This window comes from Streptomyces sp. NPDC057307 (genome assembly GCF_042667665.1).
Taxonomy (GTDB): Bacteria; Actinomycetota; Actinomycetes; order Streptomycetales; family Streptomycetaceae; genus Streptomyces.
Window position 1 is genome coordinate 1 of sequence record NZ_JBHUZM010000111.1, and the last position, 26,186, is coordinate 26,186.

Annotated in this window: 23 protein-coding genes, 1 pseudogene and 1 riboswitch; of the genes and pseudogenes, 11 read left to right on the plus strand and 13 right to left on the minus strand. The window is 72.6% G+C overall.

Annotation, left to right across the window (positions count from 1 at the left end):
* Nucleotides 1-169 precede the first annotated feature (169 nt).
* Genes amaP through ACFUN8_RS28485 form a run of 5 tightly spaced genes read right to left on the minus strand, consistent with a single transcriptional unit; the run spans nucleotide 170 to nucleotide 2,493 of the window.
* Entirely contained in the window at nucleotides 170-748 is a 579-nt protein-coding gene (gene amaP, locus ACFUN8_RS28465; RefSeq protein ID WP_383643466.1) for an alkaline shock response membrane anchor protein AmaP, read from the minus strand.
* A 4-nt stretch (nucleotides 749-752) separates the two neighbouring features.
* Nucleotides 753-1,433, minus strand: coding sequence for a DUF6286 domain-containing protein (locus ACFUN8_RS28470; RefSeq protein WP_383643469.1), 681 nt, complete (start codon nucleotides 1,431-1,433; stop codon nucleotides 753-755).
* A complete protein-coding gene (locus ACFUN8_RS28475) occupies nucleotides 1,430-1,774 on the minus strand; it encodes a hypothetical protein (RefSeq protein ID WP_383643472.1) in 345 nt (114 codons plus the stop codon). The genes ACFUN8_RS28470 and ACFUN8_RS28475 overlap by 4 nt, the downstream gene beginning before the upstream one ends.
* Nucleotides 1,775-1,780: 6 nt before the next feature.
* Complete coding sequence (locus tag ACFUN8_RS28480; protein WP_382562694.1) at nucleotides 1,781-1,972, minus strand: hypothetical protein; 192 nt, start codon at nucleotides 1,970-1,972, stop codon at nucleotides 1,781-1,783.
* 35 nt (nucleotides 1,973-2,007) lie between these two features.
* Nucleotides 2,008-2,493, minus strand: coding sequence for an Asp23/Gls24 family envelope stress response protein (locus tag ACFUN8_RS28485; RefSeq protein WP_383643474.1), 486 nt, complete (start codon nucleotides 2,491-2,493; stop codon nucleotides 2,008-2,010).
* A gap of 92 nt (nucleotides 2,494-2,585) precedes the next feature.
* On the opposite strand from ACFUN8_RS28485, the gene ACFUN8_RS28490 reads away from it, so the two are divergent.
* On the plus strand, nucleotides 2,586-3,320 hold the full coding sequence (locus ACFUN8_RS28490) for a nucleopolyhedrovirus P10 family protein (protein WP_383643477.1): 735 nt from the start codon (nucleotides 2,586-2,588) through the stop codon (nucleotides 3,318-3,320).
* Nucleotides 3,321-3,569: 249 nt separating this feature from the next.
* Here the strand turns inward: ACFUN8_RS28490 and ACFUN8_RS28495 are convergent, their stop codons facing one another.
* The 3 genes from ACFUN8_RS28495 to ACFUN8_RS28505 all read right to left on the minus strand — a co-directional run bounded on the left by ACFUN8_RS28495 (nucleotide 3,570) and on the right by ACFUN8_RS28505 (nucleotide 6,644).
* Nucleotides 3,570-4,361 (minus strand): enoyl-CoA hydratase/isomerase family protein, encoded by a 792-nt coding sequence (locus ACFUN8_RS28495; RefSeq protein WP_383643480.1) that lies wholly within the window; start codon nucleotides 4,359-4,361, stop codon nucleotides 3,570-3,572.
* A 129-nt stretch (nucleotides 4,362-4,490) separates the two neighbouring features.
* The gene (locus ACFUN8_RS28500) at nucleotides 4,491-4,709 is read right to left on the minus strand and encodes a helix-turn-helix domain-containing protein (protein WP_023542602.1); all 219 of its coding nucleotides are present in this window, start codon (nucleotides 4,707-4,709) and stop codon (nucleotides 4,491-4,493) included.
* A gap of 336 nt (nucleotides 4,710-5,045) precedes the next feature.
* Nucleotides 5,046-6,644 carry an ABC-F family ATP-binding cassette domain-containing protein gene (locus ACFUN8_RS28505; protein WP_383643483.1) on the minus strand — a complete coding sequence of 533 codons (1,599 nt, stop codon included), beginning with the start codon at nucleotides 6,642-6,644 and terminating at the stop codon, nucleotides 5,046-5,048.
* 233 nt (nucleotides 6,645-6,877) lie between these two features.
* Between ACFUN8_RS28505 and ACFUN8_RS28510 the strand changes: the two genes are divergently transcribed.
* Nucleotides 6,878-7,279, plus strand: coding sequence for a VOC family protein (locus ACFUN8_RS28510; protein WP_383643486.1), 402 nt, complete (start codon nucleotides 6,878-6,880; stop codon nucleotides 7,277-7,279).
* 60 nt (nucleotides 7,280-7,339) lie between these two features.
* Here the strand turns inward: ACFUN8_RS28510 and ACFUN8_RS28515 are convergent, their stop codons facing one another.
* From ACFUN8_RS28515 to ACFUN8_RS28525, 3 genes are all read right to left on the minus strand, one after another.
* Entirely contained in the window at nucleotides 7,340-8,767 is a 1,428-nt protein-coding gene (locus tag ACFUN8_RS28515; RefSeq protein ID WP_383643489.1) for a hypothetical protein, read from the minus strand.
* A gap of 180 nt (nucleotides 8,768-8,947) precedes the next feature.
* Nucleotides 8,948-10,075 carry an alpha/beta hydrolase gene (locus tag ACFUN8_RS28520; protein WP_383643492.1) on the minus strand — a complete coding sequence of 376 codons (1,128 nt, stop codon included), beginning with the start codon at nucleotides 10,073-10,075 and terminating at the stop codon, nucleotides 8,948-8,950.
* A gap of 91 nt (nucleotides 10,076-10,166) precedes the next feature.
* Complete coding sequence (locus ACFUN8_RS28525; protein WP_383643495.1) at nucleotides 10,167-10,838, minus strand: class II aldolase/adducin family protein; 672 nt, start codon at nucleotides 10,836-10,838, stop codon at nucleotides 10,167-10,169.
* Between the two features lie 318 nt (nucleotides 10,839-11,156).
* Here ACFUN8_RS28525 and ACFUN8_RS28530 point away from each other — a divergent pair, with 318 nt between their 5' ends.
* Together ACFUN8_RS28530 and ACFUN8_RS28535 are read left to right on the plus strand one after the other, a co-directional pair.
* Complete coding sequence (locus ACFUN8_RS28530) at nucleotides 11,157-12,425, plus strand: anion permease (protein WP_383643498.1); 1,269 nt, start codon at nucleotides 11,157-11,159, stop codon at nucleotides 12,423-12,425.
* Nucleotides 12,426-12,473: 48 nt separating this feature from the next.
* Nucleotides 12,474-12,701, plus strand: a complete 228-nt coding sequence (locus tag ACFUN8_RS28535; RefSeq protein WP_383643500.1) for a hypothetical protein — start codon at nucleotides 12,474-12,476, stop codon at nucleotides 12,699-12,701.
* Nucleotides 12,702-12,853: 152 nt separating this feature from the next.
* On the opposite strand, the gene ACFUN8_RS28540 is transcribed toward ACFUN8_RS28535, so the two are convergent.
* A complete protein-coding gene (locus ACFUN8_RS28540) occupies nucleotides 12,854-13,285 on the minus strand; it encodes a nuclear transport factor 2 family protein (protein WP_383643526.1) in 432 nt (143 codons plus the stop codon).
* 95 nt (nucleotides 13,286-13,380) lie between these two features.
* Here ACFUN8_RS28540 and ACFUN8_RS28545 point away from each other — a divergent pair, with 95 nt between their 5' ends.
* Nucleotides 13,381-13,953 (plus strand): PadR family transcriptional regulator, encoded by a 573-nt coding sequence (locus ACFUN8_RS28545; protein WP_383643503.1) that lies wholly within the window; start codon nucleotides 13,381-13,383, stop codon nucleotides 13,951-13,953.
* Between the two features lie 33 nt (nucleotides 13,954-13,986).
* Here the strand turns inward: ACFUN8_RS28545 and ACFUN8_RS28550 are convergent, their stop codons facing one another.
* Nucleotides 13,987-15,834 (minus strand): SpoIIE family protein phosphatase, encoded by a 1,848-nt coding sequence (locus tag ACFUN8_RS28550; RefSeq protein WP_383643505.1) that lies wholly within the window; start codon nucleotides 15,832-15,834, stop codon nucleotides 13,987-13,989.
* A gap of 233 nt (nucleotides 15,835-16,067) precedes the next feature.
* A riboswitch (cobalamin riboswitch) is annotated at nucleotides 16,068-16,144 on the plus strand.
* A 169-nt stretch (nucleotides 16,145-16,313) separates the two neighbouring features.
* Here ACFUN8_RS28550 and ACFUN8_RS28555 point away from each other — a divergent pair.
* The 6 genes and pseudogenes from ACFUN8_RS28555 to ACFUN8_RS28580 form a co-directional block, all read left to right on the plus strand.
* On the plus strand, nucleotides 16,314-17,297 hold the full coding sequence (locus ACFUN8_RS28555) for a cobalamin biosynthesis protein (protein WP_383643508.1): 984 nt from the start codon (nucleotides 16,314-16,316) through the stop codon (nucleotides 17,295-17,297).
* A complete protein-coding gene (locus tag ACFUN8_RS28560; protein ID WP_383643513.1) occupies nucleotides 17,294-18,856 on the plus strand; it encodes a cobyric acid synthase in 1,563 nt (520 codons plus the stop codon). Before ACFUN8_RS28555 ends, ACFUN8_RS28560 begins: the two co-directional genes overlap by 4 nt.
* A complete protein-coding gene (gene cobN, locus ACFUN8_RS28565; protein ID WP_383643516.1) occupies nucleotides 18,853-22,542 on the plus strand; it encodes a cobaltochelatase subunit CobN in 3,690 nt (1,229 codons plus the stop codon). The genes ACFUN8_RS28560 and cobN overlap by 4 nt, the downstream gene beginning before the upstream one ends.
* A 52-nt stretch (nucleotides 22,543-22,594) precedes the next feature.
* Nucleotides 22,595-24,643, plus strand: a complete 2,049-nt coding sequence (locus ACFUN8_RS28570) for a putative cobaltochelatase (RefSeq protein WP_383643519.1) — start codon at nucleotides 22,595-22,597, stop codon at nucleotides 24,641-24,643.
* The gene (gene cobO, locus ACFUN8_RS28575) at nucleotides 24,643-25,242 is read left to right on the plus strand and encodes a cob(I)yrinic acid a,c-diamide adenosyltransferase (RefSeq protein ID WP_383643523.1); all 600 of its coding nucleotides are present in this window, start codon (nucleotides 24,643-24,645) and stop codon (nucleotides 25,240-25,242) included. Before ACFUN8_RS28570 ends, cobO begins: the two co-directional genes overlap by 1 nt.
* Nucleotides 25,243-25,262: 20 nt before the next feature.
* Nucleotides 25,263-26,118, plus strand: a pseudogene (locus ACFUN8_RS28580) (cobyrinate a,c-diamide synthase); the annotation flags it as partial.
* Between the last annotated feature and the right edge of the window lie 68 nt (nucleotides 26,119-26,186).

Genomic DNA, 26,186 nt, shown 5'->3' on the forward strand with positions numbered 1-26,186 from the left:
CCGCACGGGGTCCAGGGCGGAGCCCCGAAACCCAGCCCGCCCGGCGTCTGAGGGCACGACCGAAGGCCGCACGGGGTCCGGGGCGAAGCCCCGGTTTCGGGAAGGGGCGGGTAGGGGAACAGCCCCGCGCAGCGGCCCGGCAACCCGCGCCCACGCGCCACGCCCCCGGTCACGTCACCCGCTGCGCCCGATGCTTGGCGGCACGCAACCTCGCCTCCGTCGGCAGGGCGGCCAGCCCCGCCGACTCCCGCGCGTGCGCCACCGCCTCCTCCGTCAGCCCCTCCAACGCCGCACCCGGCGCCGCGTGCGGCTCCAGCAGCAGCCGTACCCGCGCCTCCGGCGCGCTCCGCCGACCCGTCAGCCGGACCCGCGCCCGCGACACCCCGTCCAGCGACTGCGCCTCGCTCTCCAGTACGTTCTCCAGCGCCCGGCCCCTCAGCAGCGCGCCCTCCCCGTCGCCGCTGTCGACCAGCACCTCCCCCAGCCGCGCGCGCCGCAGTTGGGACAGCAGCCACCACAGCGCCAGCAGCACCAGGACCGCGAGCACCGCGATGACCACCGGCCACCACCAGCCCTGCTCGCGCCAACGGTCCCGGTCGCCGTCGCTCAGCAGTACGTCCTTCTTGCCGCTGTACGGCCACCAGGACGGCACGGACACGCCCAGTCCCGTCGCCAGTACCCCGCCGCCCACGCACAGCAGCGCCAGTCCGACGAGGCCCAGCAGGACACGGTTGACGACCCTGACCATCCCGTCATCCCTTCTTCTTCGGCCGGCGGACGTGCACGGAGAGCGCGGGCGGCTTGACGAGGCCCAGTTCGCCGATGCCGGTGCCCAGGGCCGCGTCGAGATCGGCGCGTACGTCGTCGAGTTCGCGGAAGTGGGACAGGGCCCGCACGCGGACCTTGGAGCGGCGGGCCCGTACCCGTACGGACTGCACACCGGAGACTTCGAGCGCCCGGTCGCGCAGTATCAGCGCCGCCGCCTCCCGGTCGAGCCCGGCCCGAACCCGCGCCGGGCCGCGCCGCATCGACAGGACCTCGCGCAGGCCCGGCGTCAGGGCGAGGACGATCAGCCAGAGGCCGAGAGCCGCGGCGACACCCGAGCCGACCAGGACCCAGGTGTTGTCCAGCGGTTCGGTGGCCAGTTGGTCGGCGAGCCACCGGCGCCAGTACATGGCCGGGTGGTCGGCGCGTACAGCCGCGACGTCGTACAGCAGCAGCGCCGCCGCGCCGAGCAGTACGGCCGCGACGACCGCGGCCGGGATCCGGCGCCAGGACCAGAAGCGGCCGGCCTTGCCGTCCGCGTCGTCCTGCCCCAGCGTCGGCCGTCTCGATTCGTACCGCGCCGCGGAGGTGGACTGGTCCAGTTGGATCACGTCCGCGCGGACGGCACCCGAGGTGTGCTCGGTCCCCTCGCCCACCGGTTCGCTCATCGGATCCTCCCCTGCGCCGCGCGCGACTGGGCGGAGTGGAGACGTTCGACCATGACCGCCACTTCGGGCACCTCCATCCCCGCCAGAGCGTGTACCCGCTCGGCGACCCGGCGACGCACCGCGCCGCACCGGGCGCCGATGTCGGAGGGGTAGTCCAGCTCGACACCGATCCGTACGCGGGCGACGTCGTGGTGGACCAGGACGCTGGCGTGCGGTGCCGAGCCCCCCTCCGGTACGCCGTCCAGCGCCTCGCGCGCCGCCTGGGCAGCGATCTTGGCGACGACGCGGTCGGCGATCGTGGTCGCCCCGCGCTCCGCAGCCGTCACCCGTTCACCGGCCACGCGCGGTCACCGCCGACGTTCGTCGCGTTCGCGACCGCGGAAGAGGTCGCCCGCTTCCAGATCGCCGTCGAGGAACCGGCCGGCCACGAACCCGACCGCGCCCAACGCGGCCACCAGCAGAAAGGCTCCGAACCCGCCGAAGTATCCGGCGAACGCCAGGGCCATACCGGCCAACAGGCCGACCAGCGCCATGCTCATCCTGTGACTCCTCTTCGGTCTTCCGGATCCGGCCGTTACTGCAGCCGGGAATCGGGCTCGTCGTCCTCTTCGTCGGGCAGCTTCACATCGCTGACGGCGATGTTGACCTCGACGACCTCAAGGCCCGTCATCCGTTCGACGGCGGAGATCACGTTCTCCCGTACGTCGCGGGCGACGTCGGCGATCGACACGCCGTAGTCGACGACGATCTCCAGGTCGAGAGCGGTCTGTACCTCGCCCACCTCGGCCTTCACACCGCGCGAGACGGACTTGGTGCCGCCGGGGACCCGGTCGCGTACGGCACCGAAGGTGCGGGACATGCCGCTGCCCATCGCGTGGACGCCGACCACGTCACGCGCGGCGAGGCCGGCGATCTTCTCGACGACCCCGTCGGCGATGGTGGTCCGGCCGCGGACGGACGGGTCGCCGCCGCCCTTCTTGCCGGTGGACTTCCGCTGGTCGTCGTTGGACGACGACTTGGCGGTGGGCTCGGACTGATTGTGCTGTGCGGTGTCGGACATGCGATTCGCCCCTTTCCGGGCGCAGATGGACTCGATGCCCACATTAGGGCGCCTTGCCCGGTCTCGCGCCGGGAATGCGGCAGTCTGGGGCCATGACGACTGGGCGCGGTGGCAACGGTGCGGACGGATGGAGCGCGGCGGTACGCGAGCGGCTCGGCCTCGGCCGACTGCTCCCGCTGGGCGATGCGGCGGACGGGGCGTGGCTGGCCGAACGGGCTGCGACGACCGCGCTGCGGCGTACGGCGGCACGGGTGCCCGGCGCCGCGCTGGGCCGGCTGAGGCTCTGCCTGGCCGATCCCGGCTCGGCGGAGCCGCCCGCGGTGCCGCCGCCGCCCAGCGCGCTGCCGCCGGGGGCGCTCCGTGTCGAGGGGGACTTCGCGGCGGTCGCGGGCGAGCCGCTGCCGGACGTGGCCGAGCGGCTGCGTGCGGCGCTGTACGCCCACGCGGTGGACCGGCTGGGGCTGCGGGTGACGGAGGTGGACCTGCGGGTGACGGCGCTGCTGGAGAAGGAGCCGCCCACCGAATCCGGCTCGGACGCCGGATCGGAGGATTCCGCGGGGGCGGCTGCGCCGTTCGGGGCGCCCGCCGTCGCCCCGAAGGGCACGGCGGCGATGATCGCGGCGAACGTCCCCGGCGTCGCCCATCTGTCCGGGTCGCTCGGCACGGCGGTGCTCGTGGCCAAGGGCCATGTCCGCGTCGAACTGGCGACGGCGGCGGGCCACCACCCGTCGGAGGTGGCGCGCGCCGTCGGCCGGGCGGTCTCGGCGTCACTGCCGAGTCACCCGACGGTGGCGGTACTGATCACGGCGGTCGACGTCACGGCCTGAACCGCGAAGCTCCGCCGGACGACGGGCCCTGGGCCGTGTCTGACACATAGCGCCGCCCGTCGGCGGGGCGGTGCTCGCGGCGGCGGCCGTGCGTGCGACCGCAAGGCGGAGGACCGGCGTTGTGGATGGCCCGGCCGTACTCGGCCGATTCCGACAACGCAGGGGGCACCTCCCGTGGCCCCCTAGGGCCTACGGGGGAGAGGCGCCGTGCCAGGCGTCGCAGGCCAGGCGGGACTTCGCGGACCCGCCCTAGTCGCCGAGGCCCGCCAGGTCCCGCAGGCGGCGTGCCTGGGCGGCGCGTTCGGCGGCGCGTTGTTCGTCGTACGTACGCGACGGGGCGCCCAGCAGCAGCGCCTTCGTCTCAACCGTCGCGTCGCGCGGCGCCGCGAGCAGGGCCGCGGTCAAGTCCTTTACCGCCGCGTCGAGTTCGGCCGGCGGCACGACGAGGTTGGCCAGGCCGACGCGTTCGGCCTCGTCGGCCTGGACGAAGCGGCCCGTCGCGCAGATCTCCAGCGCGCGGGCGTAGCCGACGGCGCCGACGAGGGGGTGTGTGCCGCCGAGGTCGGGGACCAGCCCCAGGCTGGTCTCGCGCATGGCGAATTGCACGTCCGACGCGACCACGCGCAGGTCGCAGGCCAGCGCGAGCTGGAATCCGGCGCCGATGGCGTGTCCCTGGACGGCGGCGATCGACACGATGTCGCTCCGGCGCCACCAGGTGAAGGCGGACTGGTACGCGGCGATGGCCGCGTCGAGGTCCGTGTCGTCGCGGCGTGCCAGCTCCGGGAAGGAGGGTTCACCGTCGAAGCCCTCGGGGCTGAACGCCTGCCGGTCGAGGCCCGCGGAGAAGGACTTGCCTTCGCCGCGCAGCACGACGACCCGCACGTTGCCCGGCAGCGACTGCCCGGCTTCCGTCAACGCCCGCCACAGAGCGGGAGACTGAGCGTTGCGCTTGGCCGGGTTGGTCAAAGTCACCGTGGCAACCGCGTCCTCGACGGTGAGCCGTACGCCGTCCTTGTCGAGTACGGGATCGAGAGAAGTCATGGGGTGCCTCCGGTTCGGTGCAGTCAGCACAGCAAGCTAAGTGACTGCACAGTAACCACCCGGTCGACCGCGACGACCGGCCGGGTGGTCACCAGTGGAACCGGTGGCCGGAGAAGCGGTACGCGGTCGTCAGGCCGAGGCCTTCTTGCCGCGTGTCGCTCCGCCGCGTCCCCGCAGCGTGACTCCGGACTCGCTGAGCATCCGGTGGACGAATCCGTAGGACCGGCCTGTTTCCTCGGCCAGCGCACGGATACTCGCACCGGAGTCGTACTTCTTCTTCAGGTCTGCCGCGAGCTTGTCGCGCGCGGGGCCGGTTACCCGGCTGCCCTTCTTCAGAGTCTCGGCCACCCGTGCCTCCTCATGGAAGTGCGCTCTGGACTTCTCATGATCACCCCTCGGGGCGCTCCTGGCCACCCATTCAGCAAGGTTCGCACCACAAGCTTCGGCGGAGCCCAGGATTCGAACACGACCGGAATCACTGATTCCAGACCGTCGCATGCCCAAAGATCCCCGGGCCGGCGGAAGAAATGGCAGGTCAGGAGCGGTGTTCGGGAAAACTGATCGAACTGGTCCCGGAACTGCCTGATCGGCGGCACGCCACGCCAAAGTACGAGACGCACTCACTCAGATGATGGATCACCGCTGAGCCGAATGATCCATACGGAGTGGATCACGCCGATGCCGTCAGGCCAGCGCCACCAGATCCGCGTAGTCCGCGCCCCACAGGTCCTCGACACCGTCGGGCAGCAGGATGATCCGCTCCGGTTCGAGCGCGTGCACCGCGCCCTCGTCGTGGGTGACGAGGATGACCGCGCCCTTGTACGTGCGCAGCGCGCCAAGGATCTCCTCGCGGCTGGCCGGGTCGAGGTTGTTCGTGGGCTCGTCGAGGAGAAGCACGTTGGCCGACGAGACCACCAGGGTCGCCAGTGCGAGACGGGTCTTCTCGCCGCCGGACAGCACACCGGCCGGCTTGTCGACGTCGTCCCCGGAGAAGAGGAAGGAGCCGAGGGTCTTGCGGACCTCGACCAGGTCGAGGTCGGGGGCGGACGACCGCATGTTCTCCAGGACGGAGCGGTCGGGGTCGAGCGTCTCGTGCTCCTGCGCGTAGTAGCCGAGCTTGAGGCCGTGGCCCGGTGTCACGTCGCCGGTGTCGGGCTTCTCCACCCCGGCGAGCAGCCGGAGCAGTGTGGTCTTGCCCGCGCCGTTGAGGCCGAGGATGACGACGCGCGAGCCCTTGTCGATGGCCAGGTCGACGTCGGTGAAGATCTCCAGGGAGCCGTACGACTTCGACAGGCCCTCGGCGGTCAGCGGCGTCTTGCCGCACGGCGCCGGTTCGGGGAAGCGCAGCTTGGCGACCTTGTCGGACTGGCGTACCGCCTCCAGGCCGGACAGCAGGCGCTCGGCGCGGCGTGCCATGTTCTGCGCGGCGACGGTCTTGGTGGCCTTGGCGCGCATCTTGTCGGCCTGCGAGTTGAGGGTCGCGGCCTTCTTCTCCGCGTTGGCCCGCTCGCGCTTGCGGCGCTTCTCGTCGGACTCGCGCTGCTGCTGGTAGAGCTTCCAGCCCATGTTGTAGACGTCGATCCGGGACCGGTTGGCATCCAGGTAGAAGACCTTGTTGACGACGGTCTCGACGAGGTCGACGTCGTGGGAGATGACGATGAAGCCGCCGCGGTAGGACTTGAGGTAGTCCCGCAGCCAGACGATGGAGTCGGCGTCGAGGTGGTTCGTCGGCTCGTCCAGGAGGAGCGTGTCGGCGTCCGAGAAGAGGATGCGGGCGAGTTCGACGCGGCGGCGCTGTCCACCGGAGAGCGTATGGAGGGGCTGGCCGAGGACCCGGTCGGGCAGGCCGAGCGCGGCGGCGATGGTGGCGGCCTCGGACTCGGCGGCGTAACCGCCCTTGGTGAGGAACTCCGTCTCCAGGCGCTCGTACTTCTTCATCGCCTTCTCGCGGGTGGCGCCCTGTCCGTTCGCCATCCGGTCCTCGTTCTCGCGCATCTTCTTCAGTACGGAGTCGAGGTCGCGGGCGGACAGGATGCGGTCGCGGGCGAGGGTGTCGAGGTCGCCGGTGCGCGGGTCCTGCGGCAGATAGCCGACGTCGCCGGAGCGGGTGATGGTGCCGGCGGCGGGGATGCCCTCACCCGCGAGGCACTTGGTGAGGGTGGTCTTGCCCGCTCCGTTGCGGCCGACGAGGCCGATGCGGTCGCCCTTGGCGATACGGAAGGAGGCTGACTCGATGAGGACACGAGCGCCGGCGCGCAACTCGACACCGGTGGCGGTGATCACGGAAAAACTCCAAGGCGGTATGGACGGCGGAAGGGCGGGCGGAGGGGATTCTTCGACGCCGGCTAATGCACAAGGAGAAATGCCATACGGCCCAGTCTACCGGGGCCGCACAACTGGTTTACGCCTTGCGGGGTCCGTCGTGGGCGGTCTGCCGCGCCGCGTTGTCGGTGGCCGGTGCCAGACTGGAAGAACTGAGACGCAGGTCACAGCCGAGCTTGGAGAAGGTGATCAGCATGGTCGGTGCGAGAAGTATCTGTCCGACGCTCGTCTACGAGGACGCGAAGGCGGCCATCGGGACACTGAAGGACGCCTTCGGGTTCACGGAGGTGATGGTGTACGAGGGTGAGGACGGCAGCGTGCTCCATGCCGAACTCGCCCACGGGGACGGCGTGGTGATGCTGAGCTCCCGGACGAACGAGGGCGTCTTCGGCAGGGCGATGGCGGGCGGCGGCCCCACCGGGGTCTACGTGCGGGTCGAGGACGTGGACGCGCACCACGCGCGCGCCGTCGAGCGGGGGGTGGAGATCCTGATGCCGCCCACGGACCAGGACTACGGCGCGCGGGACTACATGGCGCGCGACCCGGAGGGGAACGTGTGGAGCTTCGGAACGCACGCGCCGGGCACCGCCGACTGAACGCGCGACGGATCGTCCGGGCGCCGGGCGTGCGCCGCCGAGGCGTCCGGCGCCGGCCGGTCAGGCTCCTCCGGTGTGGACCTGGAACGCCGCCCGGCGTACGGCCTTCGCGAGCGCGGGGTCCGGGTGCGCGGCGGCCAGCGCGACCAGCACCTGCACGGTACGGGGGTGGCCGACGGCCCTGATCTCGTCGAGCAGCGCGGGGACGGTGCCCTGGACGGCCGAGTCGAGGTGGCGGACCAGCAGCGCGGTCTCGCCGTGGTCGGCGACGGCGGCGGCGGTGTCGACCCAGAGCCAGGTGGACTCCTCGCGGGTGAGGACGTCGGGCGCGTCCTCGGGGTCCGTGCCGTCGTACTCGGCGAGCCAGAGCAGGGCGTAGGGGCGTACGGAGGGTTCGGCCGAGGCCGCGCGCACCTCGGGCTCGGCGGGGGCGCCGACGACGCGCAGCGCCTCGAAGGCGAGTCCGCGCAGGAGCGCGTCCTCCCCCCGTGCCACGGCGAGAAGTTCGGTGACCGCGCTGCCGACGGTACGGGCGGCGAGCCAGGCGCGGTATTCGGCGCGGGCCGGTCCGGGGGTGAGCCGGGCGCAGCCGCGCAGCATGTTGTCGGCGGACTGCTCGATGTTGCCCGCCGGGCTCTGTGCGGCGACACAGATCTGCTCCAGCTTGACCCAGACCGCCCAGTTGCCGAGCGGGGTGAGAGTCGCCTGGCCCTTGCCGAGGGTGAGGGCGCCGACGGCGGCCAGCCCCTCCAGGGCCCAGTCGAGAAGCGGCGGCAGCGGGACCGTGCCGGTGTCCCGGGCGGGCTCGGGCTCCGGTGCCGACGCGGTCGGGGCGGCGGTGGGGCCGGACGCGCTCGTGGGGTCGTACGGGACCTCGCACCGCTCGTCGCGCAGTTCCTCGACGCGCTGCCGGAGCAGGTCGAGCAGGGCCGGTACGAGCACGGGGCCGGCCGAGAGCTGAAGGAGGGAGAGCACCTGGGGAACGGCCTCGACGACCTCGGCGACCGTCGCCGGGGCGACGTCGGCGGGGGCGGCGTGGACGAGCGACCAGGCGTCGAAGAGGGCGACCCAGCCGCGCAGGACGGCGGAGTCGTCGCGGTCCCAGGCGCGCAGGCGCCAGCCGGGGCGCGCGGTGCCGCCGTGCAGTTCGACGAGCCCGGCGAGCCTGGCGCGGTCCCAGCCCGCGCTCACCTGGTCCGGGGTCAACTCCAGGGCGGCGGCGGCCCGTTCCCGGGACTTCGGGGCGAGCGGGCCCGCGCCGGGGTCCCGGTCGGCCGCGGCCCAGCGGGCGATCCGTACGGCGTCGGCGAGTACGGCCCGCGCCTGACGGGCCAGCTCGGCGGGGGGTGGTGTGCCCTCCGGCGGACGGGGCGCCGGACGCGTTCGTCCGGTGGTCACGGCCCGTCGGGCCGTGGTCAAAGCTCGCGGGCGGACGAGTCGGAGTCTGGAGTTGCGCGCCAATTGCTCATCAGGCTTTCGGGACGTCACAGGAGCAGTCTTCCCGCTGATTGCCCGAAAGCCCAAACGGAACCTCCGGGCCGGGCCTCCACCGGCCGGTCACACCGCCGGGAAGACACCGGACCGGAGGGTGGCCGGGGGCGGCCGTGGGGCGTCGGCGGCGGCGCGGCGGGGAGGTCGCGCGCCGGGGCGGGGAAGCGGGGCGCGGGGTCACATGAGGGGGGTGAGGAAGCGGCGGAGCGCCTCCTCGTAACCGGTGGGGTCGGCGTTCCACATGGCGCCGTGCGGGGCGTCCGAGACGGTGTGCAGTTCGACCAGCTCGGGGCGGCGCGCGGCGAGTTCGCGGGAGGGGTACCAGGGGGCCAGGACGTCGTCGGGGCCGTGGAAGATCAGCGTGGGGACCTGGAGGGTGCCCGGATCGGCGACCACGGGCAGCCGGCCGCCGCGCAGTCCCGTCCGGCCCTGCGCGGCGCGGACGGCGAGCGGCAGCAGCGGGCCCGGGGTGCGGCGGGCGGTGGCGAGGGCGCGCAGGGTGGTCTCCCAGTCGAGCACCGGGCTGTCCAGGACGAGTCCGCTGATCCGGTCGCGCTGTCCGGACTTCTCGGCGGCGTGCAGGGCCATGGTGGCCCCGACGGACCAGCCGTACAGGACGACGTGTTCGGCGCCGCCCCGGACGGCGAAGCGGATCGCGGCGTCGAGGTCGCGCCATTCGGAGTCGCCGAGGTGACCGAGGCCGTCCGGGGAGCGCGGGGCGCCGGGGTCGCCCCGGTAGGCCAGGTTCAGGACCGGGAGCTGCTGGTCCACCAGGAACTCCATGACGTTCATGGGGTGCTCCAGGGTGCTGCCGAGGCCGTGCGCGGTGATCACCCAGGTGTCCCGGCTGCCGGGCACGAACCAGCCGGGCAGCGCGCCGAGTTCGCCGGGGATCTCCACCCGGTCGTATGTGATGCCGAGCGCCGTGGCGGGGTCGCCGCGGTGGAGCCGGGGGGTCAGCCGGACGCGGCTGCCGGCCCCGAGGGTGCCCACGTCCACGCGCTCCAGCCGGCGGACGACCGTGTCGGCGGGGTGCGGTACGTCGTCGATGACCGGGCCGACGACCGCCTGGATGTCCGCGGACTCCAGCCCGTAGGTGCCGGGGCGCAGGGAGGCGAGACAGCGCGTGAGGGTGACGCGGCCGGCGGCCGTGGCGTGCACGGTGAGCCGTGGGTCGCCCGGCAGTGGTCGTCCGGGGGGCGCCTTGAGTGCCGCGTCGCTGGCGTACCGGCCGGCCGCCACAGCGGCCGTGCCGACACCGATCACTGTGGTGACGGCTGCTGCCGTCGCTCTGGCCGGGCGCATTTCCCCAGTGTCGGTACGGACGGCCGGTACGGCCAGTGGAACAGGCGTCCGGGGTGACACGGAGGCGTGAGCGGCCCTGTCGGCGGTGGGGTCAGCCCCGCTGGCCGTAGCCCTTGAGCTGCTCCTCGACGTCCCGCACCTGCTGCCGGGAGAGCAGGGTCGGTGTGTGGCCGGGGACGGCGGAGGCGGTGAGCCACAGCCGGCTCATCCACTCCAACTGGGCCGTGCGGTCGTACGCCTTGTCCAGGGTGTCGGCGTAGGTGACGGTGCCGTGGTTCTGGAGAAGACAGCCCGTGCGGTCGCGCAGCGCGCGCACCATGTTCCCGGCCAGGGCGTCGGTGCCGTACATCGCGTACGGGGCGACCCGGACCGGACCGCCGAAGTCCGCCGCCATGTAGTGGATCAGCGGGAGTTCGGGCACGAGGGTGGAGACGGCGGTGGCGTGGACGGCGTGGGTGTGCACCACGGCGCCGGCGCCGGTGTGCCGGTAGACCTCCAGATGCATCGGCAGCTCGCTGGTGGGCTTGAGGCGGCCGATGACCTGACGGCCGTCGAGGCGGTCCACGGCGACGGTGTCCTCGGGCGTCAGCCGGTCGTACGGCACCCCGCTGGGCGTGACGAGGACCAGGTCCCCCACACGTACGGACACATTGCCCGAGGTGCCGACGACCAGTCCGTCGGCCGCGCTCCGGCGGGCGGTGGCGACGAGGTCCCGCCACGCCTGTTCGATCGCCTGCCCGTGCGTGTGTCCGGTTTCCGTCATACGGCGATCCTCCCAGGTGGTTCACCAGGGGTCGCCGGGTCCCCGTTTGAGCGATATCTCTCCCCGCCGCCGGGCCCGGGCCGGCCGGGCCTCCACAGCTGCCCGGAAGGGGCCGGAAACGGGTCCCGGGCCGGGCGCCGCAAGGGCCGAGCGGACTCCGGCGACGCCCCCGAACTTCCGTACCCACACACCAGTTCGCCAGCGGAGCCAACACCCCCCATCGGGAGTCACCGCAGCGCCTGCCCCAGTTCATCTTCCGTTCACTCAACATCCCTACGTTCCTGAACGGCCGATGACGTCAAACGATTGCCTGGGTAAATGGAACACCTCACGCTGCTGCTCGCGATCGTGATCGTGACGGCTCTTGTGTTCGATTTCACGAACGGTTTCCACGACACCGCCAACGCGATGGCGACGACCATCTCGACCGGCGCCCTGAAACCCAAGACCGCGGTGGCGATGTCCGCCGTGCTCAATCTGGTCGGCGCGTTCCTGTCGGTCGAGGTCGCCAAGACGATCTCCGGCGGGCTCATCAACGAACAGGGCATCAGAACCGAAGTGATCTTCGCGGCGCTCGTCGGCGCCATCCTGTGGAACCTGTTCACCTGGCTGCTCGGCCTTCCGTCGAGTTCCTCCCACGCTCTCTTCGGCGGTCTCATCGGCGCCACGCTGATGTCCGTCGGCACCTCGGGTGTCAACGGCGGGGTCGTCGTCACCAAGGTCCTGCTCCCGGCGCTCGCCGCGCCGCTGGTCGCCGGTCTGGCCGCGATGCTCGCCACCCGGCTGACGTACCGCATCAGCCGGAACACGGACGAGAAGTCGACCGCGAAGGGCTTCCGCGCCGGCCAGATCGCCTCGGCCGGTCTCGTGTCCCTCGCCCACGGCACCAACGACGCGCAGAAGACCATGGGCGTCATCACCCTCGCGCTGGTCACCGGCGGCGTCATCGCGCCCGGCTCCAACCCCCCGATGTGGGTCATCGTCTCCGCCGGTGTCGCGATCGCGCTCGGGACCTACCTCGGCGGCTGGCGCATCATCCGCACCATGGGCAAGGGCCTCACCGACCTCCGTCCGCAGCAGGGCTTCGCCGCCCAGACCAGCGCGGCGACCGTCATCCTCGCCTCGTCGCACCTCGGCTTCTCGCTCTCCACCACGCAGTCCTGCTCCGGTGCCGTGATGGGCGCCGGTCTCGGCCGCAAGGGCGGAGTCGTCCGCTGGTCGACCGCCACCCGGATGTTCATCGCCTGGGGTCTGACCCTGCCGGCCGCCGGCCTGGTCGCGGCGGGCGCCGAGTTCCTGACCAAGCAGGGCCCGTGGGGCATCGGGGCCACGGCCGCGCTGCTCGTCGCGCTCTCGACGGTCATCTGGTTCGCGTCGCGCCGCCAGCCGGTCGACCACACCAACGTCAACGGGACCGACGGGCCCGCCGAGGCGACCGAGCCCCCGGGCGTCGTGACCGCCGCCGTCGCCGCCGTCACCCCGCCCCCCGTGGGCGGTCCGGCGTCGGAGCTCGCCGCCACCATCCCGGCCCCGGCTCCGGGGACCACGGAACCCACCGCCGAACCGGCCCGGCCCGCGACCGTCTGACCCAGTGGTCGGCGTCAGCGGCCCGACGAAGCGAAGGACACTTTCAGCATGAACATCGACTGGGCGGCGCTCGGCTCCGTCTTCGGCGTCAGTCTCGTGGCCACCGTCGGTCTGGTGGGTCTGTTCACCCTGGGCATCGTCGGGCTCTCGAAGAGCGCGACGGCCACGGCCCCGGGTGCCACCGGCTCCGTCGCGGTGGCCCGCACCGGCGCGTACGTCTGCTTCGCCCTGTGCCTGGGGGCCGTGTCGTACGGGATCTACATGATCGTCGCCTGAGCCCGGCCCGGACCGGACCGGCGTTCCCCTCGGTGCCCGCTCGATCGCTCACCCGACGGTGAAGTCCGCCGCCTTCGCGTCCAGCCGCGTGGAGCCGTCCTCGGCGCTGCCGGTTCGGCGGTCACGCGGACGGGAGTAGGGCAGGGCCGCCGCTACCGGCCCGTGGGCCCGGGGGCGAGGCCGTCGGCGACCAGACCCGCGAGTACCGCCTCGCCGAGGGCGTGCACCGCGGACTGCGGGCGGACCATCACCGTGAACTCCTTGACCCGGCCCGCTTCGTCGAACTGAAGCATGTCGATGCCGTGGATCTGCTTGCCGTTCACCGTGGCCCGGAACAGCAGGATCACCGACGGGGTCTCTTCGCCGTCGGCGCTGGTCTCCGCCGTGCCGTCGAAGTGCCCGACGTAGCGGAAGTCCTCGAACGTCCGCAGCAGGACGCCGAAGAGTCCCAGCACCATGGGCCTGCCTTCGAAGGGCGTGAACTTCACCGGACTGTAGAGGCGGATGTCGTCGGTGAACAGGTCGCCCAGCGAGGCGAGTTCACCCTTCTCCACGGCCGCGCGAAAGCGTTCGGCCGTCTCCATGATCCCCATGACCTCTCCCGATACTCAAGAATATGACTAGTCACTTTTTTGAGTATGATGCAGGGACGGGCGAGAAAAGGAAAGGGGCCGCTTCGATGGCCTTGCGGCACGCGGTGCTGGCGGCACTGCTGGACGGCGAGTACAGCGGCTACCAGCTGGCCAAGGCGTTCGACATCGGCGTCGCGAACTTCTGGCACGCCCTGCCGCAGCAGTTGTACGCCGAGTTGGCCAAGCTGGAGAAGGAAGGGCTGGTCGCGGGCCGCGAGGTGGTCCAGGAGACCCGGCCCAACAAGCGTCTGTTCAAGGTCACCGACGCCGGTCGGGCCGAACTGGAGGCGTTCGCGGCGGCCGTCGCGCGGCCCTCGTTCATCCGGGACGATCTGCTCGTCAAGGTCCAGGTCGCCGACCGGATCGGTACGGCGTCGGTGATCGAACAGCTCACGGAGCGCGCGCAGGCCGCCGAGGCCAGGATCGAGCTTCTCGGCACTCTGCTGCGCCAACTGCGCGGCGGCGCGGACGAGGACGACTTCCTCCGCCGGGGCGACCGGATCGGACCGTATCTGACCTGCCTGCGCGGACTCGCCTTCGAACAGGAACACCACGACTGGTGTCTGCGGATCGCCGCCGTCCTCAAGGAGAGACAACAGACGCATCACGCCGATCGGTGATCGGTGATCGGTGATCGGTCCGAACGGCCGGCCCTAGGCCGCGTCCGGGAGCGGAGGCTCGCGGTGGGCGCGGGCCAGCAGCAGGGCGACGTCGTCCGCCGGGGTCGTGGTGGGCAGCGTGTCGATCACCGCGGCGCAGAGTTCCTCCAGCGACGCCGTGCGCCGGCCGAGCGCGTCGCTCAGCCGCGCCATCCCGACCTCGATGTCCTGCTGGCGGTCCTCGACCAGCCCGTCGGTGTAGAAGGCGATCACACAGTCCTGGGCCAGTTCCACCTCCCCGGACTCGTACGGCAGCAGGCCCACACCGAGCGACGTGCCGTGCGGCAGCTCCGGGAAGGTGACGCCGCCGTCCGGGTCCACGACGGCGGGCGGCGGATGGCCCGCGAGAGCGACCGTGCACGTACGGGTGGCGGGTTCGTACACCGCGTAGGCGCAGGTCGCTCCCAGGGAGGGCCGCGGCGCGCCGTCGTCCTCGTTCTCCTCCCCCGCCAGGCCGACGAACGTCCGGTCCAGGCGGGTCAGCAGCTCGCCCGGCGGCAGGTCCAGGTCGGCCAGCGTACGGATCGCCGTCCGCAGTCGCCCCATGGTGGCCGCGGCGCTGATGCCGTGCCCCACCACGTCCCCGACCACGAGTGCCAGCCGCCCGCCGGGGAGGCCGATGACGTCGAACCAGTCGCCGCCGACGTTGTACTCGTCGTCGGCGGGGAGGTAGCGGGTGGCCACGTCCATGGCTTCTCCGCCGCTGACCCGGCGTGGCAGCAGACTGTGCTGGAGGGCGAGGGCGGCGGTGCGCTCCCGCGTGTAGCGGCGGGCGTTGTCCAGGCTCAGCGCCGCCCTGGCCACCAGTTCCTCGGCCAGCAACTCGTCGCTCTCGTCGAACGGGGCGGGATTACGGGTCCGTACGAACACCGCCACACCCAGCAGGACTCCGCGGGCCTGGACCGGGACGATCAGCAGTGAGTGCATGCCGAACTCACGGATCTTCTCGGCGCGGGCGGGGTCCTTCTCCAGCCAGGTGTCCCGGTCGGCGTCGAGCAGCGGCTGGAGCACGGGGCGGCCCGTGGACAGGACTTCCACGAACGGCGAGTCCTCCGGCACGTAGACCACCTCACCGCTGCCCCAGAGCGATTCCGGGGAGCCGGTGTGGATCGACGCCCTGCCGGCCCGCCGGAACGTCGGGACGCGTCCCCGGGACGGTCCGAACCGTTCCAGTGGTTCCTCGCCGAGCCGTACGGCCTCGGTCAGATCGACGGTCACGTAGTCGGCGATCAGCGGCACCGCGAAGTCGGCCAGTTCCTGTGCGGTGCGCATCACGTCCAGGGTGGTGCCGATACGGGCGCCCGCCTCGCTCACCACCGCGAGGCGGTCACCGGCAGGCAGGACGAGCAGGCACACACCCAGCGGGCGGCCGTCGGTGTCGTCCAGGCGCACGAAGGACGCCGACAGAACGCCGTCCCGGCCTCCGTCCGCGCGTCCGGCCCCGCGTCCGGCTTCGGCTTCGATCCCGGCTTCGGCTTCGCCCCCGGCGGCGGGGACGCGGAACTTACGGCCGGTGACAGGGGTTCCGGTGTCCAGCACGCGCCGCAGAACGATCTCCGTGCCGTCGGCGTCGCCGGCCAGGGCTTCCCGCGGCGGGCGGCCCAGGCGGCGGGCCGCGGGGACGCCGTCGTAGCCCGTGAGCGCGTCATTGGCCCAGACGCACCGGAGGCCGGTGTCCCACACGGCCATCCCCAGCCCGGACTCGGCCGCCAGGCTGTGCAGTACCGCGGCGGTGTCCGCGTCCGTGTGGGCGCCGCGCACGGCCGCGGCGGTGTCCGCGTCCGTGTGGGCACCGCGCACGCCGGAGCCGGGCGTTGCGGATCGTGGTTGCTCGTATGCCATGGGTAGCGACCTTCACGTGTGCCTGAGCGGTTCTAAGCACAACAGCGAACAGTGTCCGATACTTCCCTTTTGAAGTAATTGCACCTGATCTCCGAAGCCCCCGCTCCTTTTATGACGGGGCTGTCGGCGCCCGCTTCGTGTGGGCCTCGGCACACTGCCTCGCCGCAGGTCAAAGCCTGGTTGACGGGGATTCGCACGCATGGTGGACTGCCGAGGCCAATACGGCGACAGCGAGAGGAAGCCGGTGCGAATCCGGCGCGGTCCCGCCACTGTGACCGGGGACAGTCATGTCCCCGGAAGCCAGGAACTCTTGTCGCCGCATCACGTCGAACCGGGGCGCGGACCCTGAGTGAGGACATGTCGCCATGCCCGGCTGCGGTTCAGCTGTCGCCTCCAGAGCTGTGAGTACGAGCACCCCACCCACTCCACCCGCCCCGAGAACCCGGAGAAACTCCCGAGGCGTATCGGCGGGCTGAGCGATGCGAGCCGAGTATTCGGCGGGCCGCGAAGTACCGGCCCAGGGAAGTGTTTTCGCGTACGGCGCCGCCGCCGGTCTCCTCGCCGACCGGTTCTTCGGCGATCCCCGGCGCGGCCATCCGGTCGCCGCCTTCGGGCGGGCCGCGGGCGCCGTCGAGCGTCTGCTGTGGCATGACCACCGGGGCTGGGGCGCCCTGCACACGGCCCTGTGCGCCGGGGGTACGGCCGGGGCGGCGGCACTCGTGGCGCGCGGGCTGCGGAACCGTACCGCCGCGTCCGTCGCCCTCACCGCCGCCGTCACCTGGACCGTGGTGGGCGGTACGTCGCTGGGGCGCGAGGCCCGCGCCGTCGGCGGGGCGCTGGCGGCCGGGGACGTCGAGGTGGCGCGGGAGCGGCTGCCGCATCTGTGCGGGCGGGACCCGCAGGGCCTGGACGGACAGCAGATCGCGCGCGCCGTCGTGGAGTCCGTCGCCGAGAACACCTCGGACGCCGTCGTGGGAGCCCTGGTCTGGGGCGCGTTCGGCGGGGTGCCGGGGCTGGTCGCGTTCCGCGCCGTCAACACGCTGGACGCGATGGTCGGGCACCGCTCGCCGCGCCATCTGCGCTTCGGCTGGGCGTCGGCCCGGCTGGACGACGTGGCCGGCTGGCCGGGAGCCCGGCTGACGGCGGCGCTGGCCGCGGTGGCGGGCGGGGCGCCCGCGCGGGCCCTGCGCGCGGTACGGCGCGACGCGGGCCGTCATCCGAGCCCCAACGCGGGCCCCGTGGAAGCGGCGTTCGCGGGCGTGCTGGGCGTACGGCTCGGCGGCACCCTCGCGTACGGCGGACGGGTCGAGCACCGGCCGGTGCTGAACGGCGGCGGCCGGCCCGTCGAGGTGGCCGACATCGAACGGGCGGTCCAACTGTCGCGGCGCGTCGGCGTGCTGGCGCTCGGCGTGTGCGTGGCCGGACGGCTGCTGGCCGGCCACCTCCTTGGGAGGAGCCGATGAGTGACGGGCAACGGCTCGGCGGCGGACTGCTGGTCGCCGGCACCACCTCGGACGCCGGCAAGAGCGTCGTCACGGCGGGTATCTGCCGCTGGCTCGTACGCCGGGGCGTGAAGGTGGCGCCCTTCAAGGGGCAGAACATGTCGCTGAACTCGTTCGTGACGCGCGAGGGCGCCGAGATCGGCCGGGCACAGGCGATGCAGGCACAGGCGGCGCGCGTCGAGCCGACGGCGCTGATGAATCCCGTCCTTCTCAAGCCGGGCAGCGACCGCAGCAGTCAAGTGGTGCTGATGGGGCGGCCGGTGGGTGAGCTGAGCGCCCGCGGCTACCACGGGGACGGCACCGGACCCGGCCGCCAGGAGACCCTGCTGGGCACCGTCGTGGACTGTCTGCGGGAGCTGCGGAGCACGTACGACGCGGTGATCTGCGAGGGCGCGGGAAGCCCGACGGAGATCAATCTGCGGCGTACCGACATCGTGAACATGGGGATCGCGCGGGCGGCCCGGCTGCCGGTCGTCGTGGTCGGCGACATCGACCGGGGCGGTGTCTTCGCGTCCTTCTTCGGTACGACGGCACTGCTGAGCGCCGAGGACCAGGCACTGGTCGCGGGCTATCTCGTCAACAAATTCCGGGGCGACGTGTCGTTGCTGGAGCCGGGGCTGGAGATGCTGCGGGGGCTGACCGGCCGCGCCACGTACGGCGTGCTGCCCTTCCGGCACGGTCTGGGCATCGACGAGGAGGACGGTCTGCGGGTCTCGCTGCGCGGCGCCGTACGCGAGTCGGTGGTGGCACCTCCGTACGGAGAGGAGGTCCTGCGGGTCGCCGTCTGCGCGGTGCCGCTGATGTCCAACTTCACCGACGTGGACGCGCTGGCGGCCGAACCGGGCGTCGTGGTGCGGTTCGTGGACCGCGCCGACGAGATCACCGACGCGGACCTGGTGATCGTGCCCGGTACGCGCGGCACGGTCCGCGCGCTGGCCTGGCTGCGCGAGCGCGGTCTCGCCGACGCGCTGCTGCGGCGCGCCGCCGAGGGCCGCCCCGTCCTCGGCGTCTGCGGCGGCTACCAACTCCTCGGCGAGCACATCGAGGACGACGTCGAGTCCCGCGCGGGCTCGGTCGACGGCCTCGGACTGCTGCCCGTACGCGTCGAGTTCGCCCGCGAGAAGACCCTGGCACGGCCGGTCGGCGAGGCGCTGGGCGAGCGCGTCGAGGGGTACGAGATCCACCACGGCGTCGCCTCCGTGGAAGGCGGCGATCCGTTCCTCGTCGACAGCGGTGGCCGTCGCCTGGACGGCACCCGCGCCGGGCCGGTGTGGGGCACGCACTGGCACGGCTCCCTGGAGAGCGACGGCTTCCGGCGCGCCTTCCTGCGCGAGGTGGCCGCGGCGGCGGGGCGCCGTTTCGTACCCGCCCCGGACACCTCGTTCGCCACCCTGCGCGAGGAGCAACTCGACCTCCTCGGCGACCTGATCGAAGAACACGCGGACACGGACGCGCTGCTGCGGCTGATCGAGTCGGGCGCCCCGTCAGGACTTCCCTTCATCGCACCTGGAGCGCCATGACCACGGCAAGCACCGTCCTGTTGTTGTCCACCGCCGACACCGATCTGCTGGCGGCCCGAGCGTCGGGCACGCCGTACGTGATCGGCAACCCGACCCGGGTCGACGCCGCCGACGACCTGCCCGCGCTGATCGCCGGGGCCCGGATCGCCGTCGTACGTCTCCTCGGCGGCAAGCGCGCCTGGGAGGACGGTCTCGCCGCGCTCGCCGCCTCCGGCATACCGACGGTGCTGCTGGGCGGCGAGTCCGTACCGGACGCGGAGCTGATGGCCGACTCGTCGGTGCCCGCCGGGGTGGTGGCCGAGGCACTGCGCTATCTGGTCGAGGGCGGGCCGGAGAATCTGGCGGAGCTGGCGCGGTTCCTCTCCGACACGGTGCTGCTGACCGGCGAGGGCTTCGAGGCGCCGCGCGCGATGCCCGAGTGGGGCGTGCACGGCGAGCGCGCCTTCGTGGAAGGACGGCCGACGGTGGGGGTCCTCTTCTACCGCGCGCACCATCTCTCCGGGAACACCTCCTTCGTGGACGTCCTCTGCGACCGGATCGAGGAGCGGGGCGCCAACGCCCTTCCCGTGTACTGCGGTTCACTGCGCGGCGCCGATCCCGCCCTGTACGAGCGGCTGGGCTCGGCGGACGCGCTGATCGCGACCGTGCTCGCGGCCGGCGGCACCGTCGCCTCGGACGCGTCGGCGGGCGGCGACGACGAGGCGTGGGACATCGGGGCGCTGGCCGATCTCGACGTACCCGTCCTGCAAGGACTCTGTCTGACGTCGTCACGGGCCGCCTGGGACGCGTCGGACGCCGCGCTGTCCCCCATGGACGCGGCGATGCAGGTCGCGATCCCCGAGTTCGACGGGCGGCTGATCACGGTCCCGTTCTCCTTCAAGGAGCAGGGCCCGGACGAGGTCCCGGTGTACGTCGCCGACCCCGAGCGGGCCGGCCGGGTCGCCGGGATCGCGGTCAGGCACGCCCGGCTGGCGCACAAGCCGAACGCGGAGAAGAAGCTGGCCGTGGTCTTCACCGCGTACCCGACGAAGCACTCACGCGTCGGCAACGCGGTCGGCCTCGACACCCCCGCCTCGGCGGTACGGGTGCTGGACGCCCTGCGCGACGCCGGTTACCTGGTCGGGGACGGCGCGGACACGCACCCCGACAACGGTGACGAGCTGATCCACCGGCTCATCAACGCCGGTGGCCACGACGTGGAGTGGCTGACGGAGGAACAACTGGCCGTGGCGCCCGCGCGGGTGCCGCTGGCGGACTACCGCTCCTGGTTCGACAAGCTGGAGCCGGGGCTGCGCGCGAGCATGCTGGAGCACTGGGGCGAGCCGCCGGGCACGCTCTACGTGGACGGCGACGACATCGTGCTGGCGTCGCTCCGGTTCGGGAACGTCGTGGTGATGATCCAGCCGCCGCGCGGCTTCGGCGAGAACCCGATCGCGATCTACCACGACCCGGACATGCCGCCGTCGCACCACTACATGGCGGCGTACCGGTGGCTGGAGACGGCGGCCGACGGGAACGGCTTCGGCGCGGACGCGATCATCCACATGGGCAAGCACGGCACGATGGAGTGGCTGCCCGGCAAGGGCCTCGGTCTGTCGGCGAACTGCGGCCCGGACGCGGTGCTCGGCGAACTGCCGCTGATCTACCCGTTCATCGTCAACGACCCCGGCGAGGGCACCCAGGCCAAGCGGCGCGGCCACGCCACCGTCGTGGACCATCTGGTGCCGCCGATGGCGCGCGCCGACACCTACGGGGACCTGGCCAAGCTGGAGCAACTCCTCGACGAGTACGCGCTGGTCAGCGATCTCGACCCGACGAAGGCGCCGACCGTGCGCGCCCAGATCTGGACGCTCGTCAAGGCCGCCGAGCTGCACCACGACCTGCATGTCGACGAACAGCCGGGCGACGACGACTTCGACTCGTTCGTCATGCATGTCGACGGCTATCTGTGCGAGATCAAGGACGTCCAGATCAGGGACGGTCTGCATATCCTCGGCGGCGGCCCCGAGGGCGAGGCCCGGGTCAATCTGGTGCTCGCCGTGCTGCGCGCCTCGCAGGTGTGGGGCGGCAAGGCGAACGCGCTGCCGGGCCTGCGGGCGGCGCTCGCCGAGCACTTCGGGCTGGTCGAGAAGGAGTTGCTGGGCGAGCCGGGCGCGCCGGTGAAGGTGCCGGTGGAGCTGACGGAGCTGGTGGCGGGTCCGGCGCGGTCGGCGGCGGACGCGATCGACCTGCTGGAGCAGTTGTGCCGGCGGCTCGCCGAGGGCATGGAGGAGCGGGGGTGGGAGCTGTCGGCGGCGGCCCCGCTGGTCGGTGAGGTGCTGGGGCACGAACTGCCGTCGGCGGTGGCCGTGCTGGGCTTCGCTTCTACCGAGGTCGTGCCGAGGCTGGCCCGTACGACGGACGAGATCGACAACATCCTGCGCGCGCTGAACGGCGGTTTCGTCCCGGCGGGCCCGTCCGGGTCGCCGACGCGCGGGCTGGTCAACGTCCTGCCGACCGGCCGCAACTTCTACTCCGTCGACCCCAAGGCCATCCCGTCGCGGCTCTCCTGGGAGGTCGGCCAGGCGCTCGCGGACTCGCTGGTCGCCCGGTATCTGGCCGACACGGGTGCCTATCCGGCGTCGGTCGGGCTGACCGTCTGGGGCACGTCCGCGATGCGCACCCAGGGCGACGACATCGCCGAGATCCTGGCGCTGCTGGGCTGCCGGCCGGTGTGGGACGACGCGTCGCGGCGGGTCAGCGGCTTCGAGATCGTGCCCGTGGCGGAGCTGGGTCGGCCCCGGATCGATGTGACGGTGCGGATCTCGGGCTTCTTCCGGGACGCCTTCCCGCATGTGGTGGGGCTGATCGACGACGCGGTGCGGGCGGTGGCGGAGCTGGACGAACCGGCCGAGGCCAACTACGTACGGGCGCACGCCGATCAGGACACGGCGGAACACGGTGACCGCCGGCGGGCGACGGCGCGGATCTTCGGGTCGAAGCCGGGCGCGTACGGGGCGGGTCTGCTGCCGCTGATCGACGCGCGGAACTGGCAGTCGGACGCGGACCTCGCCGAGGTGTACGCGGTGTGGGGCGGTTACGCGTACGGGCGCGGGCTCGACGGGCGCGCGGCGCGCGGCGACATGGAGACGGCGTTCCGGCGGATCAAGGTGGCGGCGAAGAACGTCGACACACGGGAGCACGACCTGGTCGACGCCGACGACTACTTCCAGTACCACGGCGGGATGGTCGCCATGGTGCGCCATCTGACGGGCGAGTCGCCCGAGGCGTACGTGGGTGACAGCGCGACGCCGGACCAGATCAAGACGCGGACGCTGGGCGAGGAGACGCACCGGGTGTTCCGGGCGCGGGTGGTCAATCCGCGCTGGATGGCGGCGATGCGGCGGCACGGCTACAAGGGCGCGTTCGAGATGGCGGCGACCGTGGACTACCTGTTCGGGTACGACGCGACGGCCGGGGTCGTGGACGACTGGATGTACGAGAAGTTGTCGGCCGAGTACGTCTTCGCGCCGGAGAACCAGGAGTTCATGCGGAAGTCCAACCCATGGGCGCTGCGCGGCATCACCGAGCGGCTGCTGGAGGCGGCGGAGCGCGGGCTGTGGGCGGAGCCGGACGAGGCGACGCTGGAGCGGCTGCGGGCGACGTATCTGGAGCTTGAGGGCGATCTCGAAGGGGGCGGCGAGTGAGGGCTCGAACGCCGGACGTGCCGAACACGCTGACCCATGCCTTGGAGGCACTGTGAGTACGCCGTACCCCTTCACCGCGATCGTCGGGCAGGACGATCTGCGGCTCGCGCTGCTGCTCAACGCCGTGTCCCCCGCCGTGGGCGGTGTGCTGGTACGCGGCGAGAAAGGCACGGCGAAGAGCACGGCCGTGCGTGCCCTTTCGGCTCTCATACCGGAGGTGTCCGTCGTCGTCGGGTGCCGGTTCGCGTGTGATCCGGCCGCGCCCGACCCGGCGTGTCCCGACGGGCCGCACGAGGCGGGCCCCGGCGTGGCGCGGCCGGCGCGGATGGTCGAACTGCCCGTCGGCGCCTCCGAGGACCGGCTCGTCGGCGCGCTCGACATCGAGCGGGCGCTGGCCGAGGGCGTGAAGGCGTTCGAGCCGGGGCTCCTCGCCGACGCGCACCGGGGCGTGCTGTACGTCGATGAAGTCAACCTGCTGCACGACCACTTGGTGGACCTTCTGCTGGACGCCGCCGCGATGGGCGCCTCCTACGTAGAGCGTGAGGGCGTCTCCGTACGGCACGCGGCGCGGTTCCTGCTCGTCGGGACGATGAACCCCGAGGAGGGCGAGTTGCGGCCGCAGTTGCTCGACCGGTTCGGGCTGACCGTCGAGGTGGCCGCGTCCCGGGAGCCGGATCTGCGGGTGGAGGTCGTACGGCGGCGGCTCGCGTACGACGACGATCCCGCCGGGTTCGCCGCGCGCTGGGCCGGCGAGGAGAACGAGCTGCGGGCGCGCATCGTGGCCGCGCGGGCGCTGCTGCCGGAGGTACGTCTCGGGGACGCCGCGCTGCGGCAGATCGCGGCGACGTGCGCCGCGTTCGAGGTGGACGGCATGCGCGCCGACATCGTGATGGCGCGGACCGCGACGACGCTCGCCGCGTGGGCGGGGCGCACGGTCGTACTGGCCGAGGATGTGCGGCAGGCGGCGCTGCTGGCGCTCCCGCACCGCAGGCGCCGTAATCCGTTCGACGCGCCGGGGCTGGACGAGGACAGGCTGGACGACACGCTGGAGGAGTTCGGCGGCGGGGAGGACGACACGCCACCGGACGACGATCCGGATCCCGACCCGGGCGGGCCGGACGGGGGCGGTGACGGCGGGCAGCCCCCGCAGGACGCGCCCTCCGAGGCTCCGCAGGACTCGCCCGCCCAGTCGGAGCCCGCCGAGGCCGACCAGGGCGACGAGGCCGGCCGGCCGCAGGCACCCGGCGGCGGGGAGCAGTCCGCCGTGCGGGCCGCCGAGCCCTTCCGTACGAAGATGCTCAGCGTGCCCGGTCTCGGTGAGGGCGCGGCGGGGCGGCGCTCCCGGGCGCGGACCGACCATGGGCGGACGACCGGGGCCCGGCGGCCACGGGGCACGCTGACCAAACTGCATCTGGCCGCGACCGTCCAGGCCGCCGCCCCGCACCAGCGGGCGCGCGGGCGTTCGGGGCGCGGCCTGGTGGTACGGCGGGACGATCTGCGGCAGGCGACCCGCGAGGGGCGCGAGGGCAATCTGGTGCTGTTCGTGGTGGACGCCTCCGGGTCGATGGCCGCCCGGCAGCGCATGTCGGCCGTGAAGGGCGCGGTGCTGTCGCTGCTCCTGGACGCGTACCAGCGGCGCGACAAGGTCGGTCTGATCACCTTCCGTGGGAAGGACGCCACGGTGGCGCTGCCGCCGACCTCGTCGGTCGACGCGGCGGCCGTACGGCTGGAGACGCTGCCCACCGGTGGGCGGACGCCGCTGTCCGCCGGGCTGTTGAAGGCGCACGACGTCCTGCGGGTGGAGCGGATGCGCGATCCCGCGCGGCGCCCGCTCCTCGTCGTGGTCACGGACGGGAGGGCGACGGGCGGGCCCGATCCGGTGGCGCTCGGTACGCGCGCGGCACGGCTGCACGCCGCCGAGGGCACGGCGTCGGTGGTCGTGGACTGCGAGTCGGGGCCCGTACGGCTCGGTCTGGCGGTCGCGCTCGCGGGTGAACTGGGCGGCACGGCCGTCACGCTCGACGAGCTGCGTGCGGACAGCATCGCGGGGCTGGTCAGGGACGTACAGGGCGCCTCGGGCGCGCAGAGGAGGGTCGCCTGATGCCACAGGGACAGCCGGCCGTCGTGCCGGACGACGGGCTCACCACCCGGCAGCGCCGCAACCGTCCCCTTGTCGTCGTCCACACGGGCATCGGCAAGGGCAAGTCGACGGCGGCGTTCGGGCTCGCGCTGCGCGGCTGGACGCAGGGCTGGCCGATCGGGGTGTTCCAGTTCGTCAAGTCGGCGAAGTGGAAGGTCGGCGAGGAGCACGCGCTGAAGGTGCTGGGGGCGAGCGGCGAGGGCGGTTCGGTCGACTGGCACAAGATGGGCGAGGGCTGGTCCTGGGTCCAGCGCGACAAGCAGCTTTCCAACGAGGACGCGGCGCGCGAGGGCTGGGAGCAGGTCAAGCGGGATCTCGCGGCGGAGACGTACCAGCTCTACGTGCTCGACGAGTTCGCGTACCCGATGCACTGGGGCTGGGTGGACACCGACGAGGTCGTACGGGTGCTGCGGGACCGGCCGGGGACACAGCATGTCGTGATCACCGGGCGGAACGCGCCGGCGGCGCTGGTCGAACTCGCCGATCTGGTCACCGACATGACGAAGGTCAAGCATCCGATGGACGCGGGGCAGAAGGGGCAGAAGGGCATCGAGTGGTGAACGCCGCCCCACGGACGGGAGTGGTGTCGGTGCCGCGTCTCGTCGTCGCCGCGCCGGCCTCCGGCAGCGGCAAGACCACCGTCGCCACCGGGCTGATGGCGCTCCTGGCCGGGCGCGGCCTCGCCGTGTCCCCGCACAAGGTCGGGCCCGACTACATCGATTCCGGCTACCACACGCTGGCGACGGGGCGGCCCGGCCGCAACCTCGACGCGTACCTGTGCGGTACGCAGCTGATCGGCCCGCTCTTCGCGCACGGCGCGGCGGGCTGCGACCTGGCCGTGGTCGAGGGCGTGATGGGGCTGTACGACGGCGCCGCCGGGCAGGGCGAACTCGCGTCCACGGCGCAGGTGGCGAAGCTGCTGCGGGCGCCGGTGGTGCTCGTCGTGGACGCGTCGTCGCAGTCCCGGTCGGTGGCGGCCCTGGTGCACGGCTTCGCGTCGTGGGACCCGGAGGTGCGGATCGGCGGAGTGATCCTCAACAAGGTCGCGTCCGACCGGCACGAGGCGCTGCTGCGTGAGGCGCTGGACGAGTCGGGAGTGCCGGTGCTGGGGGTGCTGCGGCGTTCCCCGGAGATCGAGACGCCGTCGCGGCATCTGGGGTTGGTGCCGGTGGCGGAGCGGCGGGGGGACGCGGTCGCGGTGGTGCGGGGGTTGGCGGAGCGGGTGCGGGTGGGGTGTGACGTGGAGGGGTTGCTCCGGTTGGCGCGCAGTGCGCCTTCGTTGGAGGTGGGGGTGTGGGACGCGGGGGTTGCGGTGCGGGAGGTGGGGAGTGGCGCCTGCGGCGGGCCTGTTCCCCTACCCGCCCCTTCCCGAAACCGGGGCGCTGCCCCGGACCCCGTACGGCCTTCGGCCGTGCCCTCAAACGCCGGGCGGGCTGGATTTCGGGGCTCCGCCCCGGACCCCGCTCCTCAAACGCCGGAGGGGCTGAATGGTGCTGCGCCGGAG

What these genes read in the sequence shown, in the direction of transcription:
- ACFUN8_RS28540 (WP_383643526.1), bottom strand. Translation starts at nt 13,285, where the DNA reads ATGGAGACGGCCGAACGCTTTCGCGCGGCCGTGGAGAAGGGTGAACTC.
- ACFUN8_RS28560 (WP_383643513.1), top strand. Translation starts at nt 17,294, where the DNA reads ATGAGTGACGGGCAACGGCTCGGCGGCGGACTGCTGGTCGCCGGCACC.
- ACFUN8_RS28545 (WP_383643503.1), top strand. Translation starts at nt 13,381, where the DNA reads ATGGCCTTGCGGCACGCGGTGCTGGCGGCACTGCTGGACGGCGAGTAC.
- ACFUN8_RS28520 (WP_383643492.1), bottom strand. Translation starts at nt 10,075, where the DNA reads ATGCGCCCGGCCAGAGCGACGGCAGCAGCCGTCACCACAGTGATCGGT.
- cobO (WP_383643523.1), top strand. Translation starts at nt 24,643, where the DNA reads ATGCCACAGGGACAGCCGGCCGTCGTGCCGGACGACGGGCTCACCACC.
- ACFUN8_RS28480 (WP_382562694.1), bottom strand. Translation starts at nt 1,972, where the DNA reads ATGAGCATGGCGCTGGTCGGCCTGTTGGCCGGTATGGCCCTGGCGTTC.
- ACFUN8_RS28490 (WP_383643477.1), top strand. Translation starts at nt 2,586, where the DNA reads ATGACGACTGGGCGCGGTGGCAACGGTGCGGACGGATGGAGCGCGGCG.
- ACFUN8_RS28470 (WP_383643469.1), bottom strand. Translation starts at nt 1,433, where the DNA reads ATGAGCGAACCGGTGGGCGAGGGGACCGAGCACACCTCGGGTGCCGTC.
- ACFUN8_RS28525 (WP_383643495.1), bottom strand. Translation starts at nt 10,838, where the DNA reads ATGACGGAAACCGGACACACGCACGGGCAGGCGATCGAACAGGCGTGG.
- ACFUN8_RS28535 (WP_383643500.1), top strand. Translation starts at nt 12,474, where the DNA reads ATGAACATCGACTGGGCGGCGCTCGGCTCCGTCTTCGGCGTCAGTCTC.
- amaP (WP_383643466.1), bottom strand. Translation starts at nt 748, where the DNA reads ATGGTCAGGGTCGTCAACCGTGTCCTGCTGGGCCTCGTCGGACTGGCG.
- cobN (WP_383643516.1), top strand. Translation starts at nt 18,853, where the DNA reads ATGACCACGGCAAGCACCGTCCTGTTGTTGTCCACCGCCGACACCGAT.
- ACFUN8_RS28495 (WP_383643480.1), bottom strand. Translation starts at nt 4,361, where the DNA reads ATGACTTCTCTCGATCCCGTACTCGACAAGGACGGCGTACGGCTCACC.
- ACFUN8_RS28485 (WP_383643474.1), bottom strand. Translation starts at nt 2,493, where the DNA reads ATGTCCGACACCGCACAGCACAATCAGTCCGAGCCCACCGCCAAGTCG.
- ACFUN8_RS28510 (WP_383643486.1), top strand. Translation starts at nt 6,878, where the DNA reads ATGGTCGGTGCGAGAAGTATCTGTCCGACGCTCGTCTACGAGGACGCG.
- ACFUN8_RS28530 (WP_383643498.1), top strand. Translation starts at nt 11,157, where the DNA reads ATGGAACACCTCACGCTGCTGCTCGCGATCGTGATCGTGACGGCTCTT.
- ACFUN8_RS28555 (WP_383643508.1), top strand. Translation starts at nt 16,314, where the DNA reads ATGCGAGCCGAGTATTCGGCGGGCCGCGAAGTACCGGCCCAGGGAAGT.
- ACFUN8_RS28550 (WP_383643505.1), bottom strand. Translation starts at nt 15,834, where the DNA reads ATGGCATACGAGCAACCACGATCCGCAACGCCCGGCTCCGGCGTGCGC.